Genomic DNA, 15,336 nt, shown 5'->3' on the forward strand with positions numbered 1-15,336 from the left:
ATAAATCGATAAAGAACTTATGCGGTTTATTGCCTTTTTGTTTTTATTCATCTTTGCGAGCGGCACCCTTTGGGCGAATGGAAAAGCCTACCTAGACCTTGAAGACGGTCAGATTGTTTCCGTATTCAATCAACCCGGAATGAACTGGAAAAACTGTGCGGGCGATGCCAAATGTAAATCTGTCGCGTGGCCCGATAGCTCGGCCCAAATCGAAGTTGTTTCTCCCGTCAAAAAAATGAAGGTTGAAGATCCGTACACCGGTAAACTTGAAATGGAAGAATACGTTCAGGTGAAGTACCGCTATAAGCGCACGGTGAATGGCAAAGTCTATACGCAAGAAGGTCAGGGTTGGATTGACGCCGCTTATGTGACTAATGCTAAAAAGAGTTCTTTCTATGGAACGGCCGCGGCTGAAAAAGAAGAATGTCCTCCGGGCGCAAAAACTCCGGCTAAAGATATACAAAAAAGTTTAGAACCTTTGCAAAAGTCTTTATCAAATCACTCGGTCACAGATACGGCGAAAGCTCTGTCGCCGTACGTTGGCGCTTGCGTGATCAATCCTAAAAATCCGCCATCGCCGTATGCGGGCGGAAATCCCTACGATGCTTACGTGCTTCCGGCTTTAAAAAAGCAAGGTGTACCGAAAATTAAAAGAGAAGATGGCACCCTCATGACCCAACAAGATTTGATCGAGGTCGATGCCCTGGCGCGCACCCTTTATGCAGAGATGGCTCGTTGTTACAAACATGGTCTTCACTACCCGATGACAGTGGCAAAAATTTCCATCAATCGTGCTGAAGCATCACAGCGTAAAGCCGAATTTATTAAAGGCGATCATGCCGCTATTAAAACTCCTTTGGCAAAAGTTGTGACATCTCCTTCTCAATTTTCACTGTGGCTTAAAAAGATTGATGGTAAAGACAATCCAAGTCTGCGCCACGGTCTTTGCCCGCCATCAAGTAAGGACAAGGCCTTCTGGACCGGCGCCAAACCTCCGCCTTTTGAGCAGGATATCTGGGAAAATACGATGAGGATTGCGACTGAAGCCGTTTTATTCCCGAAAAAATTTAATGCACGTACTAAGCAAGTAAAGCAGTTTCATTACACGTCCGGGATGGATGGATTCTATGGAATGAAACAAGTCTTCCCTTGGATTGAAGAACGCAAAGTTTCTAAAAATGCTTGTGTACAGGTCTGGGACGACAAAGTAAAATCCTAAGCATGAACAATTCGACATCCAATTTTGTGTTCTTAATGGATTGTGCTGATTTTTCTGAAGCGCAAGTTGTGAAATCTTTTTTGGAATCTCAAGGATTTCATCCGCGTGTGCGCGATGAACAAACCCGCACCGTGGCTCCCCATCTGGGACAACTTCTGGGAAAACTGACTCTGGAAATTCCCGAACACGAATATATGGAAGCCTCTTTAGAGCTAGAACGAAGAGAGCCGCCGAGAATTCAAATCGTTCATGAGAATGATCTGGAAACAACTCAAGCTATGGCCAAGAAGGCTCTTTGGAATGCGATTCTAGGCTGTATTTTTATTCCTCTTCTTTGCAACTTCTATTCGATGGTGTTGGGTTATAGAGTCCTGCGCCAGGAAGTACCTTTGACTAAGACCAGTCGCAATCGCCTGCTCTGGGCCATCGTGTTTAACTCTTTTGCCTTCTACGTTTGGCTGACAATTGGTCCAAAATATTTCTTTAAAAATTATTAGCTCACGTTTTTAATCCTGTTTTTCAGCACGACGTGATTAATAGGATCCCTTTTCAGTTATGCTGAAAGCATGAAAAACATTCTGCCAGGCTTATTATTTTTTTTAGCGCTGGCTCTCTCTGCTAAGGGCCAGTCGCATGTCGTCGTCGGTCACGATTTTGATCCCTTTTATTATAGTGATGCCGGTCCGGGAATTCAGGGAGCCTGCTACGACATCCTCAAAAAACTCTGCGAATCCAACGAAGAAAGCTGCAAATTTAAAATCGCACCTTTACGTAACATGTTACGCATGTTGAAAGAAGGAGAAGCCGATATTGGCTGCCCACTGGGTCCTTCTCCTCAAAGAGGACGCGTTTACTACTATTCAGAAAAGGTCTTCGACACTCGCTATTCTTTTTTTGCGCGCCCCGCTGTTGCTAAAAAAATCAAAGACTATGATTCTTTGAGCCACCTGAAAGTCGGCGTCTTTTCCCCTTCTATGACGGAAGTGAGCCTGCAACAAGTTCACGAATACGTAGATAAGAAATTCAAAATTTATCCTGAAAAAACCGTGATCAACACCTTAAGAAAAGTTGAAAACAACAGCTATGACCTCGCCTACGCCAATGCCGATGTCGCTAAGACCTGGATTAAAAAAAATCGCAGCAAACTTGTCGAAGTGACAGGGCTGGGTGAGCCTACGGAATACTCGATTGTTTTTTCTCGCAAGAAATTTTCTGCCTTGGAATTTCAGAAATTTCAAACGAAGTTGCGCGAACTGCAACACACTCATGCGCTTGATGAGATCGCCGCCAAACACGGTTTAAAAATTTCATTGAGTGAAGAACCAAATGAAGCAAGATCCAACGGAGGTTCCAGAAGAACTCCGGCGACTAAAAATCCTTAGTAGTACTTGTCTAAAAAGCGGAAGTATTGGTCCTTAAAGACATCCAAGTCCATACGGTTTCCTTGAGAGTCCTGCATTTCAGGTATACTCAGAACAATCTTATCTTTGACTTTCTTATATTCCAAAAACTTGGTGAAAAGCACTTGCGCATCTTCGCCACTTTGTTCGGAAAAGTACGGCACGAAGAAACTTTCAATCTCTGCTTTATCGGGCAGAAAACCTTCGACCATATTTAACTGATTCACGAAAACGCGGGGGCAATAAAAAAGCTTTAAGCGCTGACAGCGCACCCGTTGAATGAAGTTATGAAAATTGCGAATACCTAAAGAATTGATCGCCTGCAGATCTTTAAGGTCAATGCTTAAATCGAAATTAGGATTCACTTCAACCCCATCAAGGGCCGAAGAGTACTCATTCAAACTGCCTTTAAGCAGGATGGTCGTACATTTGTCGCTAACACTGAAAGAAAGTTGCAGAGCCATTAGGTTCCTTTGAGTTCACCTATTATGCTCTGAACTTTCCTAAAAACAAAGTCCAGGGGTCACCGCTTCACGAAAAAATTAGCAGCGCGGTCCTTCTCCACAACTCAGAACGTCAGCTTCTTTGATTTTGAGGAGATTTTTAATACGCTCTTCGTTGGTAAAATGTGTTGCCGAGTCGCCTTCGTGCGCGTCGGGGATATGACATAACCAGTTCATAGCCAAGGAAATCCTGTCTTGCTTTGTCTTCACATCTGTCACGGCTTTTAAGTGAGCCATTAGAATACGCCCTGCGGTCATATCGGCCATAGCTTCTCGCTCGCGAGTTTCAAAGTATTTAGCGTCACGCTCAGGCATTGCGTTGCGAAGACACTTCGATGCCTCGACATCTTGAACGTCGACGCGCGTCTGGAACTGAAGTTGATGATACATCTCGTGAGCCAGCAGCATCACTAATGAAGTGATACGATCTTCTTTGTCTTTACCAGCCAGTTTAAGTAATTGCCCAGGGCAGATTAAAATCACACCCGCGGAAGCTCCCGGAAGTAATGACGAGTGCGCTCTTAAACCTAGACCATCCCCCTCACAATTGCTGGTCGCAAGAATGGTCATCGCGTTTTTGCCTGGATAAGTCGTTTCAATAATTTGGGAGATGGACATCACATCTGTGGAATTGATCACACTGATCTGATGCTTTTTCTCATCATCCGAAAGTGTGCTTGCCTGAATATGTTCAGCGTAAAGCTTCTGCACAAGTGCTTTGGTTTCTTGGATGTCTTTGTCATAGTCGTAGATCATACGATAGGCCGCGTCTGATAAATGTAAAAAGCGCAGTTCTTCTTTGTACAGTTTCCCTGCTTGAAACTCTTCACGGGTTCCTTTGAATTCCGCCGACAACTGCGGAAATTCTTTTTTAAGCTGAGTCAGGGCTTTTTCGCGACCTTCTTTACGAATCGTTTCCGCGATCGGTGCTTCTTGAATGGCACAGACGGTTTCTTTCGGCTTTTCGCAAAGATTCGTTGCTATTTTCTTTTCGTTTTTAGGAACGCCATCTTTGTGACTTGTCGCCGTCTGCCCTACTTGCGCGCCGGCATTTTTTTGACGCATTTTCGCTGCGTATTCGGAATCCTTTTTCGCACAAGCGGCTAAGGTGAATACGGCTGAAATCACAGTGACTGTTAAGAATGCTTTTTTCATGGACTGCTCCTAAGTTCGACACCTGTCGGGCGAAAAAAGGCGCGCGCCCGTGCGAGCACCCTTTAGATCGACCTTCAGCTGTCGAAGATCTTAAAAGCAATTTAAAGACCAAATGAGCGTCTCAGCCTGAGACACTCAGAGATTATTCACCATCTACGGCAAAAACAATGAACTCTGTCAGTTCGGCTTTTGAAAAGTTATTATCGACCATGACTAAAAGGCTGCGACGGCCATCGGGAAGATTCGGCCCCCACGCCATGGCCTCAAAATTCTGAATGACCTTTTCACCGCGCACTTGAAGAAGATCTGTTTCAAAGTCGACGAGCTTCACTTTATCGACCGGCTGAAACGTCCCGGCTTCAAGTTTTGATGCCTCATGAACACTTTGAGCTTTTGATAAATCTGCCAAATAGATAGCAACTGTTTGCGCCCATTTTTTCGGGCCTAGAACACGCACGCCTCTTTCCATCACGAGCATTTTAGTTTCTGAAAGAGCGAGCATTTCAGAAACCCCTCTCATCACTTCTTTTCCTGCCGGAAGTTCATTGAAGGCGTCGATGTGATAAGCGTACTCAGCGATGGGCGCATACCCTTTATCTTTTTGATCTTCAAATTTCAGAATGCGAACGGTGTCGCCTTCCGCTTCTCTGCCATTTACAAGATCTTGAGTCAAAGCGGCTTCCGTCGTCGTGAAGACGTACTGACCGTCATTCCATGTCGTCAGGCTTTCAAAGGCCAGGTTTCCTTGAATGCCTTTAGTCTCGACGCCTGTCGCCTCTGGAAGAAACTTATCTGGCATTGGAAAATCAGATTTCCAAAGACCTTCAGGTGAAGTTCTAAAAATACGTGGCATCGCGCGAGGTTTTGCGTCGCTATTGCCTTCAGAGGAAAGAATTAAATCGCCTGAAGACAAGCGCACAAGTCCTTCTGGATCTAACATGGCTTTACGATCGCCATCCATAGGAAGTCCCGTCACAAAACGAACGGCTTTCGGTGTCAGCGTCACTTTTTTGTCGGAAGTGATTGTAAGATCAAATTCGTAAAAGCGTGGATCCCCGGCGCGACCCTTGTCATCAGAAAGAGCCGTCAAAGTTCCGTTATTAAAACTGATCGCAGATAGTCCCCCGATCGTTGTTTTTTGAAACTTTGTTCCAGTGGGAATAGATGTTTCAGCAAAGTATTCCAAGCTTAATGCCTGGGACTCTACACTGATCAAACTCAACACGAGTAAAGATAAAAGCAGCTTCATTCTAAAATTCCCCTCAATTCTTAAAGAAAGCGGCGCACAGTTTTTCAATCTCTTCTTTGTATTCCAGAACTTCAAGCCAACGCGCAGGAATGGCTTTCGGGCCATAATAAGCTCCGCATAAGACGCCCGCGACAGCTCCGCAAGAATCCGAATCATCGCCGCGATTGACAACCGCGACCAAAGCGTCTTCTAGCGAATCAAATTTCATAAAAGCCCACAATCCCGCACACAATGTATCTACACAGAATCCAGAAGTGGAAAGCTCGTTCCATTCGGTTTGCGGGATGAATTTCAGCTTTTCATAAATAAATGGACTGACCTTTTCGGCTTCATGCAAAGCGGTGGCGAAAATCTCTTCTTTGTTTTTTCCAGCAAGGACAGCTTTTATCGTGGGAACAAAAATCAAATCCGTATCGACACAGTGATGGTGCCCATGAGTCATCTTGGTTTGTGTGACCATGATTTCGTGCAAGCCCTGAATACTTTGAGCTTCATAGTTTCCCCGAGCATCTTCATTAAGAAGGGCTAGCGGTGCCACACGCATGATCGAACCATTACCTTGAAAATCATTGTTCACAAAACCACAATCTTTGAGCGGCAGACCGTCTTTAAGGTTTTGCAGTCCTTTGATTGTTGTGGTGCCAATATCCGGTGGATTACTAGCATACCATTTCAACATTTCTGATTTAAGAATATCCAACGAGATTTCTTGAGGACTCTTTAATGCGCGCAAAAGACATAGCATCAAATCCGTGTCATCCGTCGCTTCGCCGGCTTTCCAGTTGAATTTTCCACCGCCGACGATTTCAGTCTTCGTGTTCCAAGAGGCTTGCGGAGGCAAAAATTCCCACGGGGCTCCTAAAGAATCCCCTGCGTGCAAACCCCATAACATTCCTAGAACGCGCTCTTGAAAAGACAACATGCCACAAAGTCTTAGCGGCAAAGGGGGGGCTTGTCGACAATAAAAAAGCCCTCGTTTGTGACGAGGGCTTTCCCAATCAAATCTTAAAGATTTAAATTAAAGTCCGCGAATCAAGTTCAACGCACTTCCCGCGCGGAACCATTTCAACTGTTCTGCGTTGTAAGTGTGTTTCAACTCGATAACTTCAGAAGAACCATCCTTATGTTTAAGGATCATCTTCACGTTTTTACCTGGAGCAAGATCTTTAAGATCTACTAGGCTTACAAGGTCTTCTTCTTGGATCTTGTCGTAGTCTTTTGGATTTACGAAAGTCAAAGCTAATACACCTTGTTTTTTCAAGTTTGTTTCATGGATACGAGCGAAGGACTTCGTCACAACCGCAGTGGCACCCAAGAATCTTGGAGACATCGCTGCATGCTCACGAGAAGAACCTTCACCGTAGTTTTCGTCACCGATGATCACCCAGCCTTTGCCGGCTTTTTGGTATGAGCGCGCGACTTGAGCAAACTCAACACCTGTTTGACCTGTCATCAAGTTGCGACCTTTACCGATTTCACCTGTGAATGCGTTATCCGCACCCAACAACATGTTGTTAGAGATGTTGTCTAAGTGACCACGGTAGTTCAACCACTTACCGCCCGGAGAGATATGATCCGTTGTACACTTACCTTTAGCTTTTGCCAAAACGTAGTTATCAACGAAGTCTTTACCATCCCATTTCGTGAACGGAGAAAGAAGTTGCAGACGCTCTGAAGTCGGGCTGACAGCCACTTGCGCCTGAGCACCCGCTGGTTTTTGGTAACCTTCCGTATCAGGGATGAAACCTTGAGCTGGAAGTTCTGGAGCTACCGGAGCTTGCAACTTGATTTTACCTTTTGGTCCTTCAAGCTCATCTGTCGCTGGATTGAAATCCAAACGACCTGCAAGACCCAACGCCATCACGATCTCTGGAGAAGCGATGAACGCCAAAGTTTCTGGGTTCGCGTCGTTACGAGCGCGGAAGTTACGGTTGAAAGAAGTCACGATCGTGTTCTTCTCTCCCGATTTCACATCGTCACGTTTCCATTGACCGATACATGGACCGCAAGCGTTCGCAAGAACAGTGGCACCCACTTCGTTGAACGTCGTCATTTGACCGTCGCGCTCAATGGTCTTTTGGATTTGTGTTGAACCTGGAGAAACCAAGAACGGTTGATTCATTTTCACGCCGATATCCATAGCTTGTTTTGCTACGAAAGCCGCGCGACCGATATCTTCGTAAGAAGAGTTCGTGCAAGAACCGATCAAGGCTGAAGAGATTTTCGCTGTGTAACCTTTTTCTGCCACTTCTTTTTTAAGAGCAGAGATAGGGCGAGCCAAGTCTGGAGTGTGAGGACCTACAAGGTGTGGTTCCAAAGCAGACAAGTCGATTTCGTAAACTTCGTCGAAGTATTTACCAGGATTCGCAACAACGTCTGCATCCGCAGACAAGATGTCTTTGTGAGCATCAGCGATAGACGCCAATTGATCACGGCCTGTTGATTTCAAGTAAGCGCCCATGCGCTCGTCATACGGGAATACAGAACATGTCGCACCCAACTCGGCACCCATGTTTGTGATTGTCGCTTTACCTGTACAAGAGATGGAAGAAGTGCCTTCACCGAAGTACTCAACGATTTTATCCGTTCCACCTTTTACAGTCAGCATTCCGCAAAGTTTCAAGATCACGTCTTTCGCAGAAGCCCAACCGCCCAACTTACCTTTCAAGTGAACACCGATCAGTTTTGGATTTTTAACTTCCCAAGGAAGTCCCACCATCACGTCTGAAGCATCAGAACCACCCACGCCGACAGCACACATACCCAAACCACCCGCATTCGGAGTGTGAGAGTCTGTACCGATCATCAAGCCGCCTGGGAACGCGTAGTTTTCAAGGATCACTTGGTGAATGATACCGGCGCCGGGTCTCCAGAAGCCGATGTTGTAACGAGAAGATGTTGTCGCCAAGAATTCGAAAACTTCTTTGTTCGACATGTTGGAAGCCGCCATGTCAGCGTCTTTCCCTTTGTAAGCTTGGATCAAGTGATCGCAGTGAACTGTTGAAGGAACGGCCGCTTCATCTTTACCCGCAAGCATAAATTGCAACAAAGCCATTTGCGCTGTCGCATCTTGCATCGCTACACGGTCTGGTCTTAGAAGAAGAAAACTTTCTCCACGAACCAACTCTTGATTTTGTGGATCATCCAAGTGACCAAACAAGATTTTCTCCGCCAATGTCAAAGGGCGGTTCAAACGATTGCGAACTACAGCCAATCTTTCAGCTGTCTTCTTGTAAACGTTCTGTACCATTTCTGGTGACGTTTCGATTTTCGAAGCCATTGTTATTGCCTTTCTTTGAAGAACGCCCGATCATAATGAAAATCAGTTGAAAGCTCAACGAATCCGCGGCTTTGCGCGAGGCATAAATGGACTTAAGACTATTTAAGAACATCGTCATCCTAACGGGGGCTGGAATCTCGGCAGAGAGCGGGATTCGCACATTTCGCGACCAGGACGGCCTTTGGGAAGAGCACCGCATTGAAGACGTCGCCACACCTGAAGCTTTTGCTCGAGACCCCAAGTTGGTTCAGCGCTTCTATAACCTGAGACGGGCTCAACTGAAAGACCCGAAAATCCAGCCAAACCCGGCTCATCTCGCATTAGCTGAATTAGAACGCCTGTGGGAGGGGGACTTCCTGCTAGTCACCCAGAATGTCGACAACCTCCATCGCCGCGCCGGCTCTTCCCACTTACTCCACATGCATGGTCGCCTGGACAAGGTTTTCTGCCTCCATTGTGATGAGCACTACGAATGGAACGAAGATTTGGCGGTCGATCAAAGCTGCGAGGCCTGTGGGCGAAAAGGCGGCGTGCGCCCTGATATCGTGTGGTTTGGGGAAATGCCTCACCACATGGAAGAAATCTATGCGGCTTTAGACAAAGCTGATTACTTTATCTCCATCGGCACCAGTGGCAATGTGCATCCGGCAGCAGGCTTCGTGCGTTTGGCGTGGAAGGCGAAAAAGATTGAGATCAATTTGAAAGACACCGAGATCTCTCCCTCCTTTGATGCGCATTTCGTGGGACCCGCCTCGACGGAAGTTCCACGCTTTATTAAAGAACTGTTAGAGTAAAAATCTCCCGTTCCAGCAATTCCTAAGAGTGAAAACTGTCTGAAGTTTTGACTGTTTTTGGTAAAAAACTTCGAGCCCTGAATACGCATAGCTATTCTCATGTTTGTGCTTTAACTCTAGTGTCACTTTCAAAAGGTGGTTTTATGCTGCACAAAGCGGTTCTCGCTCTTTCGCTTCTTATGTCTTCGTCGGCCTTCGCCGAAGAGAATTCCTTTTGGCAGCTTCCCTCTTCAAGTCCCGACCACTACTGGCAAGTTCCCTTTGATCAATCCAAGGCGTACGAAGCCAATATGATCAAATCCCATCTGTATGTGCAGAAAGAAAGCTTGAACACGATTTTGAAAATTGATTTTGATGACTTCCGTGATGTCCCGGATCTTTTTAAAAGCTACTTGCCTGGAGAAAATTTTGATCGTCCTCGTAAAGTCAGCATCTATTTAGCTTTAACAAACGACTACAATGTGTTGAGCCCTGTTGGTGTTGAGGCTGAGACCGATGACAACGGCTACACGCACGGTTCAAAAATCGTGATCGGCGGATTCTTGCCGCAAGGTCACTACATGAGTTTTGAATACTCGTCGGACCTTTATACTCAACCGATCGATGGGACGGCTTACAAACTGCCTGATGGTGGCCGTTACGTCAGCCAGCATTTTACGAATGAAAACGTTCTTAAAATCGTTCTAGATAATATCGATAAAAACCGCGGTAAGACTTTTTACTGGAAAGCGGAAGCTGGATGGCAACAACTTAAATCCGACTCTTCAGGAGGATATCTTGAAGGCGCGACTCAACAGGCGAAGTTCCACGCGTTGATCAATAAAGCCCAGAATGGCAAAATGAAAACTCCCATCAACGTAGATAACGGCAAAGACACTCGCAATGGTGCGATCTTGGGATTGTACGTTGGTATCGCTAAAGAATATCTGATGGCGAAAAATATGTGTCGCGTGCGTGCGTTTGCCGAAAGCGGTGGTCGCGGCTCTACAATCAATGAAGCCAGCTACGTTGCAGCGAATGTTGGTGGTATTTTGTGGTGTCAAAGCTCTCCATCATCACTGACTTATCGTGCGGAGTTAGGTCATGAGTCCAAGCTTTATAACACAGGCTACGAAGGCACCGGCTATGCCGATATCTCGACAGGAAAAAACAACTGGAGAATCGGTTTTAGAATCATGCAAAAGCATGGAAAACTTTTGAACTATGTCGATTACAATCTTAAGAACATCAAAACTAATAAAATCGACATGATCTTTATGCTCTATTTCCGCTACGATTTTAGATAGTTCTGCAAAAGCACATCTGAAAATAAAAAAGGAGTCTTTCGACTCCTTTTTTTATTTCCAAATCTAAATAAGAATTAGAATCCAGAATAGCAACGGCTTGAAGTGATAGTTTGTGAAGCATCACGAACCATGTACAAGCAGCTGTCTTCAGCTCTGTGAAGTTGAACACGTGTGTGAGGAATTTCTTCGTACTCCCCGTTCACCAGTTCAATAGTGTGAGTGGGTGTTGCTTCCACATCCAGGATCATTGGGTGGTTGCACATTTCTTGGTAACCCCATTGAGTGTGCTTAGCTACTGTTTTGATCGCTGTTGTTAAACGTTCGTTGCGGATGTATTTATCGCAGCCCGCTGCCAATGCAGAAGACGCCGACAACACCATAACAAGTGCAAGTAAGATACGCATAAAAATGCCTCCGTTATTTAATTAGCGAAGGCATGTTTAGGTGTTTTTATCAGGAATGCCAACGACAAAGCCCTGACCTTTTCAAAACGAAAGCGCATTGAGAATGCCTAATAACCTGGCGCGCCAGCCTCGGTTTCGCGGTCCTTCTGCTTTTTAAACAAAGGCAGATATTCTTCGTAGCCCTCTTTTTCTAAATCCCGGACGGGAATGAATCTGAGCGCCGCCGAGTTTAAACAGTAACGCTTGCCTGTGGGAGCGGGCCCGTCATTAAAGATATGGCCTAAGTGACAGTCCGCAAGTTTGCTGCGCACTTCAATCCGTGGCACAGAAAGACTGCGGTCTACTTTCGTCGTGATATAGGATTCATCCAAAGGTTTGGTGAAACTAGGCCATCCGGTAGAAGAATCAAACTTATCTAGCGAGCTAAAAAGAGGTTCACCAGAAACGACATCGACGTAAATACCTTCTTCATGGTTGTCCCAGTATTTATTTAAAAACGGTCGCTCCGTGCCCTCCATCTGGGTGACTTCGTATTGTAAGGGATTGAGCTTGTGCTTCAATTCTGATGAAGTGGGTTTGTGGTAGTGAGAGAAATCTTTCATAACTCCTCCAATGTCTTTACACCCCTATTTTACTCTTATGGATTTGACGAAACACAGCTTTGCCTGCTGCCATGGGCTTTTTGTCTTGTTATTTCGCGAATTCTTAATAAGCTCGATTCTATGAAAACACTTCTTCTTGCCATGACATTTTTTTCCAACTTCGTCTTCGCAAACCCTGTCAACCCACAAGGTGAATTTCTGCGTTCGTGTTATGAAGACGACACGGACTTTTTGGCTTCGGTTCTAAATATTAAAAATTCAGATTGGACCTTCACGCACACAGGATATGAAGATGAAAGCTGTTCTAAGCCGTACATCATTTATGAAGAAAAGTTTGCGGCTACCATTGATGGTGTGAACTTGGATCTCCAAGCGACGCAAGCCTCCTACACCACTTTGACGGACACTGTGACAGAAGCGTTAAATATGATTGCCTACTGTGGGTTTCATGACTGGAAAACGGGAGAAAAGAAAATCGTCACGGACTTGATCTGCGATGACTATGCTCCTCCACGCACCGGCGAAACTCGATTCACGCTTTTGCAAATTTCCGAAGAAGGGGCGCAGCTTTCTTTAGGAAAAGAGTCTCACGGTCATAATGGAACTTCGGTCGACCGTCGACATACTGAATTAGACCCAAATTACTACATCAAAAATTAAATGGGATCTCTTAGAGAACATCATAAGTAATATACACCTTCTCGTCCTTCTAGCGATCCAAAAGTAGACAGCCTGATCAAGAGTTCTTAATAATATTCCGAAACGTTTGCATGAGATTTTTATTCCCTCTGAACGTTTTGATATGGGCTCTCATACCGGCTCTGCTATGGGCTGCGCCTAATACTTTGAATTATCAAGGGCGCATTCTGAAAGAGGATGGCACTCCTCTTTTATATAATAATGTCAGCTTTAGTTTTGAGATCACGAATGCGGCAGAGACTTGCATCATGTACCGTGAACAGGTGAACGGTGTAAACCTTTCTGCGACCAAAGGTGTTTTTGATATCTCCATTGGCAGTGGCACAAAAATCTATCCCACCACCGCTTTTCAACTGAGTGAGGCATTTCAAAGTGGTGTTTCTATAAATTGTGATGGCACCGCTCCGATCACGCCGACGGCGATCGAGACGCGCAAACTGCGTGTTCAATTTTTTGACGGATCTACCTGGAAGTCGATCACGCCTGCTTTAGAAATACACTCTGTCCCTTTTGCTTTCTCAGCAGCAAAATTAGAAGGCAAATCAGCCTCAGACTTTGTTATTAAAACAGGGCTTCCTATCTGCGGAGCAGGAACATTTCTGTCGTGGTCCGGATCTGCCTTGACGTGCGAAGGTGTGACGGGTTCTAACGGCGGAACCGTTACCAATGTGACTTCGACTAACTCTTATTTAAGTATCACTAACGGAACTTCGACTCCCGCATTGACCTTGATTGTCGGCACGACGGCGAACACGGTCGCCGCGGGGAATGATTCGCGCTTTACGGACTCACGAAATCCTACGGGCGCCGCAGGTGGTGATCTTGGTGGGACTTATCCAAGCCCTGATGTTGCCAAACTTCGTGGCGTGGCCGTGGCTTCGACAACACCTACAGTAACAAACAATCTTTTAAAATTTGATGGCACGGGTTGGACTCCGGGGTTTGTGACAATCTCAGATGTGCGATCGACCGCCGCCGGCAATACGACGTTCTTTCCAACGACCTGCACGACAGCGCAAACTTTGAATTGGGAATCGGCGACAGATAAATACATTTGCGCCGACATTGCAATTCCCGATTCTAAAATCACCTATGCTTCGCAAACAGCGAAAACATTTTTTGCAGCCCCCACCGCAGGCGGCGCTCCTAGTTTTCGCGCGATCGCTTCTTCGGACTTACCGACAACGGGTGCTGATGGTGTCTTGATTAATGGTGGAAATACATTTTCTGCAAATTCTTCCATTGGTTTAAAGGATGCTTTCAATCTTAGTCTACTAACAAATAATTCTCCCCGATTGAGCATCCTGGGCACGGGGCAAGTAGGAGTGCAAACTTCAACACCGCCAGCTCCATTAACTGTTCAGAACTCATTACTCGCCACAGCCTCGTCAACGGCCGCAGCACTCACGCCGACGCAGGTTTTAGTGAATGATGCCATCGATTTGCCGACGGGCCGACAAGCGAGTCTGTTAGTCCTTAGTCAACCTACACAAACTGCGAATGGCACGGGCCAATATAACGCCGCTGTCTTTGATATTAACTCCAACACGGGCGCATTCAATTTGCAGGGGACACGTGGCCTTATGGTCATCAATACAAAGAATGGGTCCGGCACCGTCAGCAACCAAGTCGGCGGCATTGTCGGAAGCCTCTTGAAAGAAGGTACAGCAACCAGTCAGGCCGGGTTTCAGGTGACGGCTTCGGCAAGCGCAAGCACAACTCTTGGAAACCAGTATGGAACAAGCTCTTCTGTGACAAATACATCTTCAGGGACCGTCACCGTTCAAACGGCTTATCAAGGCACCGCAGTCAATTCGAGTGGCTCAACGGTGACGAACCAACACGGACTTTTTGCAACCTCGGTCAACTCGGGAACGGCGGCGTCCCAATACGGAGTTTTATCAAAGACGACTCATGATGCCGGCAACACTTTGCCTACGCAGTATGGAACTTATACGGTGGCCTCTAATAATGGTTTAGGAACCATCACAAACGCTCACGGTAATTTCAATCAGGTCTTTAATGCAGGAGCGGGCACTACCACAAATGCTTACGGTACTTACAGTCAAATTTGGAATGACGGCACGGGAACGATTGACAAGGCCTATGGATATTACGCCGATGTCTACAATCCAAATGGTGGAACTATTGCCACTGGTTACGGATTGTATTTAGGTTCTGTCAGCGCCACCGCGAAATGGTCCATCTGGTCGAATGATGCCACTGCACCGTCGTATTTTGCAGGCAGGATCGGTATTGGAACCGCAACACCGACACACAATCTTCAAGTGGAAGGAACGGCGGGATTAAGTACGGGAACAGCTTGGACGAATACGTCAGACATTCGACTTAAAGATATTCAAGGAGATTACGAATACGGTTTGAATGAAATTTTAAAACTTCGTACCGTGCGTTTTACCTACAAGAAAGACAACCCTTTAAAGCTTTCTTCGAAGCATAAGATGACAGGCTTTATCGCTCAAGAAGTGCAAAAAGTAATTCCAGACGCCGTCAAGGTTCGTCCGGATGGGTATTTAGAGTTGAACGTCGATCCTATTCACTGGGCGACCGTCAATGCTGTTCAGGAACTCAATGGCAAATGCGAAATGTCTCAAGAGCAGGTGTCTGCACTAAAACGTGAAGTCGCTTCTTTGAAAGAAGAAAATACTTTGCTGAAGATGCGGCTTGAAAAACAGAATCAAGATTTAGAGATGATTAAAAAGAAATTGGGGCTTGCTGATTAAG

13 protein-coding genes and 1 pseudogene are annotated in these 15,336 nt (G+C 45.9%); 7 read left to right on the forward strand and 7 right to left on the reverse strand.

Translation table 11 applies throughout. The annotated features are described in order from the left end of the window. Positions 1 to 19: 19 nt before the first annotated feature. The 3 genes from ACLWBD_RS12165 (at position 20) to ACLWBD_RS12175 (ending at position 2,601) form a co-directional block, all read left to right on the forward strand. The gene (locus tag ACLWBD_RS12165) at positions 20 to 1,219 is read left to right on the forward strand and encodes a hypothetical protein (protein ID WP_413568353.1); all 1,200 of its coding nucleotides are present in this window, start codon (positions 20 to 22) and stop codon (positions 1,217 to 1,219) included. A 2-nt stretch (positions 1,220 to 1,221) separates the two neighbouring features. Beyond that, the gene (locus tag ACLWBD_RS12170; RefSeq protein WP_063204657.1) at positions 1,222 to 1,716 is read left to right on the forward strand and encodes a hypothetical protein; all 495 of its coding nucleotides are present in this window, start codon (positions 1,222 to 1,224) and stop codon (positions 1,714 to 1,716) included. 69 nt (positions 1,717 to 1,785) lie between these two features. Continuing rightward, entirely contained in the window at positions 1,786 to 2,601 is an 816-nt protein-coding gene (locus tag ACLWBD_RS12175; protein WP_413568354.1) for a substrate-binding periplasmic protein, read from the forward strand. Here ACLWBD_RS12175 and ACLWBD_RS12180 read toward each other — a convergent pair. From ACLWBD_RS12180 to ACLWBD_RS12200, 5 genes are all read right to left on the reverse strand, one after another. Then, positions 2,598 to 3,083 (reverse strand): hypothetical protein, encoded by a 486-nt coding sequence (locus ACLWBD_RS12180; RefSeq protein WP_413568355.1) that lies wholly within the window; start codon positions 3,081 to 3,083, stop codon positions 2,598 to 2,600. The genes ACLWBD_RS12175 and ACLWBD_RS12180 overlap by 4 nt on opposite strands. A gap of 78 nt (positions 3,084 to 3,161) precedes the next feature. Beyond that, positions 3,162 to 4,277, reverse strand: coding sequence for a hypothetical protein (locus tag ACLWBD_RS12185; protein ID WP_413568356.1), 1,116 nt, complete (start codon positions 4,275 to 4,277; stop codon positions 3,162 to 3,164). Between the two features lie 142 nt (positions 4,278 to 4,419). After that, entirely contained in the window at positions 4,420 to 5,526 is a 1,107-nt protein-coding gene (locus ACLWBD_RS12190; protein ID WP_063204661.1) for an esterase-like activity of phytase family protein, read from the reverse strand. 13 nt (positions 5,527 to 5,539) lie between these two features. After that, a complete protein-coding gene (locus ACLWBD_RS12195) occupies positions 5,540 to 6,448 on the reverse strand; it encodes an ADP-ribosylglycohydrolase family protein (protein WP_413568357.1) in 909 nt (302 codons plus the stop codon). Between the two features lie 96 nt (positions 6,449 to 6,544). Beyond that, positions 6,545 to 8,806 (reverse strand): aconitate hydratase, encoded by a 2,262-nt coding sequence (locus ACLWBD_RS12200; protein ID WP_413568358.1) that lies wholly within the window; start codon positions 8,804 to 8,806, stop codon positions 6,545 to 6,547. An 86-nt stretch (positions 8,807 to 8,892) separates the two neighbouring features. On the opposite strand from ACLWBD_RS12200, the gene cobB reads away from it, so the two are divergent. Next, a complete protein-coding gene (cobB, locus tag ACLWBD_RS12205) occupies positions 8,893 to 9,600 on the forward strand; it encodes a Sir2 family NAD+-dependent deacetylase (RefSeq protein WP_413568359.1) in 708 nt (235 codons plus the stop codon). A gap of 143 nt (positions 9,601 to 9,743) precedes the next feature. Then, positions 9,744 to 10,886, forward strand: coding sequence for a hypothetical protein (locus ACLWBD_RS12210; protein WP_413568360.1), 1,143 nt, complete (start codon positions 9,744 to 9,746; stop codon positions 10,884 to 10,886). A 74-nt stretch (positions 10,887 to 10,960) separates the two neighbouring features. Here ACLWBD_RS12210 and ACLWBD_RS12215 read toward each other — a convergent pair whose 3' ends face one another. Continuing rightward, the gene (locus ACLWBD_RS12215) at positions 10,961 to 11,290 is read right to left on the reverse strand and encodes a hypothetical protein (protein WP_063204666.1); all 330 of its coding nucleotides are present in this window, start codon (positions 11,288 to 11,290) and stop codon (positions 10,961 to 10,963) included. A 107-nt stretch (positions 11,291 to 11,397) separates the two neighbouring features. Next, positions 11,398 to 11,874, reverse strand: a pseudogene (gene msrB / locus ACLWBD_RS12220) (peptide-methionine (R)-S-oxide reductase MsrB); the annotation flags it as partial. Positions 11,875 to 12,012: 138 nt separating this feature from the next. Here msrB and ACLWBD_RS12225 point away from each other — a divergent pair. Together ACLWBD_RS12225 and ACLWBD_RS12230 are read left to right on the forward strand one after the other, a co-directional pair. Beyond that, entirely contained in the window at positions 12,013 to 12,552 is a 540-nt protein-coding gene (locus ACLWBD_RS12225; protein ID WP_413568361.1) for a hypothetical protein, read from the forward strand. Between the two features lie 110 nt (positions 12,553 to 12,662). Continuing rightward, positions 12,663 to 15,335, forward strand: a complete 2,673-nt coding sequence (locus ACLWBD_RS12230) for a tail fiber domain-containing protein (RefSeq protein WP_413568362.1) — start codon at positions 12,663 to 12,665, stop codon at positions 15,333 to 15,335. Position 15,336 lies beyond the last annotated feature (1 nt).

The organism is Bdellovibrio sp. HCB117 (assembly GCF_047305915.1).
In the GTDB taxonomy this organism is placed as follows: domain Bacteria; phylum Bdellovibrionota; class Bdellovibrionia; order Bdellovibrionales; family Bdellovibrionaceae; genus Bdellovibrio; species Bdellovibrio bacteriovorus_B.

Coding starts and splice junctions, on each gene's coding strand:
- ACLWBD_RS12165 (WP_413568353.1), top strand. CDS start 20: ATGCGGTTTATTGCCTTTTTGTTTTTATTCATCTTTGCGAGCGGCACC.
- ACLWBD_RS12170 (WP_063204657.1), top strand. CDS start 1,222: ATGAACAATTCGACATCCAATTTTGTGTTCTTAATGGATTGTGCTGAT.
- ACLWBD_RS12175 (WP_413568354.1), top strand. CDS start 1,786: ATGAAAAACATTCTGCCAGGCTTATTATTTTTTTTAGCGCTGGCTCTC.
- ACLWBD_RS12180 (WP_413568355.1), bottom strand. CDS start 3,083: ATGGCTCTGCAACTTTCTTTCAGTGTTAGCGACAAATGTACGACCATC.
- ACLWBD_RS12185 (WP_413568356.1), bottom strand. CDS start 4,277: ATGAAAAAAGCATTCTTAACAGTCACTGTGATTTCAGCCGTATTCACC.
- ACLWBD_RS12190 (WP_063204661.1), bottom strand. CDS start 5,526: ATGAAGCTGCTTTTATCTTTACTCGTGTTGAGTTTGATCAGTGTAGAG.
- ACLWBD_RS12195 (WP_413568357.1), bottom strand. CDS start 6,448: ATGTTGTCTTTTCAAGAGCGCGTTCTAGGAATGTTATGGGGTTTGCAC.
- ACLWBD_RS12200 (WP_413568358.1), bottom strand. CDS start 8,806: ATGGCTTCGAAAATCGAAACGTCACCAGAAATGGTACAGAACGTTTAC.
- cobB (WP_413568359.1), top strand. CDS start 8,893: ATGGACTTAAGACTATTTAAGAACATCGTCATCCTAACGGGGGCTGGA.
- ACLWBD_RS12210 (WP_413568360.1), top strand. CDS start 9,744: ATGCTGCACAAAGCGGTTCTCGCTCTTTCGCTTCTTATGTCTTCGTCG.
- ACLWBD_RS12215 (WP_063204666.1), bottom strand. CDS start 11,290: ATGCGTATCTTACTTGCACTTGTTATGGTGTTGTCGGCGTCTTCTGCA.
- ACLWBD_RS12225 (WP_413568361.1), top strand. CDS start 12,013: ATGAAAACACTTCTTCTTGCCATGACATTTTTTTCCAACTTCGTCTTC.
- ACLWBD_RS12230 (WP_413568362.1), top strand. CDS start 12,663: ATGAGATTTTTATTCCCTCTGAACGTTTTGATATGGGCTCTCATACCG.